This window comes from Nonomuraea turkmeniaca (assembly GCF_005889735.1).
In the GTDB taxonomy this organism is placed as follows: domain Bacteria; phylum Actinomycetota; class Actinomycetes; order Streptosporangiales; family Streptosporangiaceae; genus Nonomuraea; species Nonomuraea turkmeniaca.
The window spans coordinates 1-1,380 of sequence record NZ_VCKY01000537.1; the positions used below are offsets into that span (position 1 = coordinate 1).

The 1,380-nt window shown below is 68.3% G+C and carries 2 protein-coding genes; one reads left to right on the forward strand and one right to left on the reverse strand.

The annotated features are described in order from the left end of the window. The coding region (locus tag ETD86_RS54370; RefSeq protein ID WP_211370943.1) for a hypothetical protein at positions 1 to 322 on the reverse strand (322 nt) is incomplete at its 3' end. Positions 323 to 379: 57 nt separating this feature from the next. Here ETD86_RS54370 and ETD86_RS54375 point away from each other — a divergent pair. After that, a complete protein-coding gene (locus ETD86_RS54375) occupies positions 380 to 1,378 on the forward strand; it encodes an aldo/keto reductase family protein (protein ID WP_138674389.1) in 999 nt (332 codons plus the stop codon). Positions 1,379 to 1,380 lie beyond the last annotated feature (2 nt).

Genomic DNA, 1,380 nt, shown 5'->3' on the forward strand with positions numbered 1-1,380 from the left:
GGCCGGTGGGGGCGGGCGTGGCCATCCGCTCCAACTCGCCCGGGAGCGCCAGCCGGGCCGTGAGCGCCGCCTGCTCAGCCTGATACGCCTGCCATGCCGCCGCGGACGCATGCTCCGCCTCTGTGGGAATCAGCGCGGCCGCGAGCGTCACCGCCACGATCGCCGCGATGGCGGCCCACACCAGGCCCATCCGCGGGCTCCTGCCTGGCCGCGCCGCCGGCGGCTCAGGCCGCTGATCGGGCACATGCGCGCGCCGGCGCAGGCGTATCGCTATCGCGGTCAGGATCGCCGCCGTCAGCGCCAGCCGTACGAGCTTCAGCACGTCGCGCACCCTATCCCGAAACAGATCACTCCATGTGCCAGGACTAAGGTCGGACCCATGGAATTCCGACACCTCGGTCGCAGTGGTCTCAAGGTCAGCGAAATCAGCTACGGAAACTGGCTCACCCATGGTTCTCAGGTCGAGGAGGACGCCGCCAAGCAGTGCGTTCAGGCGGCGCTCGACGAAGGCATCACCACGTTCGACACTGCGGACGTCTACGCCGGGACGAAGGCCGAGGAGGTGCTCGGCCGGGCACTGAAGGGCGTGCGCAGGGAGTCGCTGGAGATCTTCACCAAGGTCTACTGGCCGACGGGCCCCGGCCAGAACGACCGCGGCCTGTCGCGCAAGCACATCACCGAGTCGATCAACGGCTCGCTGCGCCGCCTGCAGACGGACTATGTCGACCTGTACCAGGCGCACCGTTTCGACTATGAGACGCCCCTGGAGGAGACGCTCAAGACGTTCGACGACCTCGTGCGCCAGGGCAAGGTCCTCTACATCGGCGTCAGCGAGTGGACGGCCGACCAGATCGCCCAGGCGTTGAAGATCGCCGACGAGATGGGTTTCGACCGGATCGTCTCCAGCCAGCCTCAGTACTCGATGTTGTGGCGGATCATCGAGGCCGAGGTCGTGCCGCTGAGCGAGAAGGAGGGCATCGGCCAGATCGTCTGGTCCCCCATCGCTCAGGGGGTGCTGACCGGCAAGTACGTGCCCGGGCAGCAGCCGCCGGAGGGCTCGCGGGCCACCGACGCGGGCGGCAGCGCCATGATCGCGCGGTTCATGAACGACGACGTGTTGTCCCGCGTACAGGAGCTCAAGCCGATCGCCGCCGACCTGGGGTTGAGCATGGCCCAGCTGGCGATCGCCTGGGTGCTGCAGAACCCCAACGTCTCCAGCGCCATCGTCGGCGCCAGCCGACCCGAGCAGGTGCGCGACAACGTGAAGGCGTCGGGCGTGAAGCTGGACGCGGACGTGCTGAAGCAGATCGACGACGTGCTCGGCCCGGTCGTCGAGCGGGACCCGTCCAAGACCGTGAGCCCCCGTACCCGCCCATAACC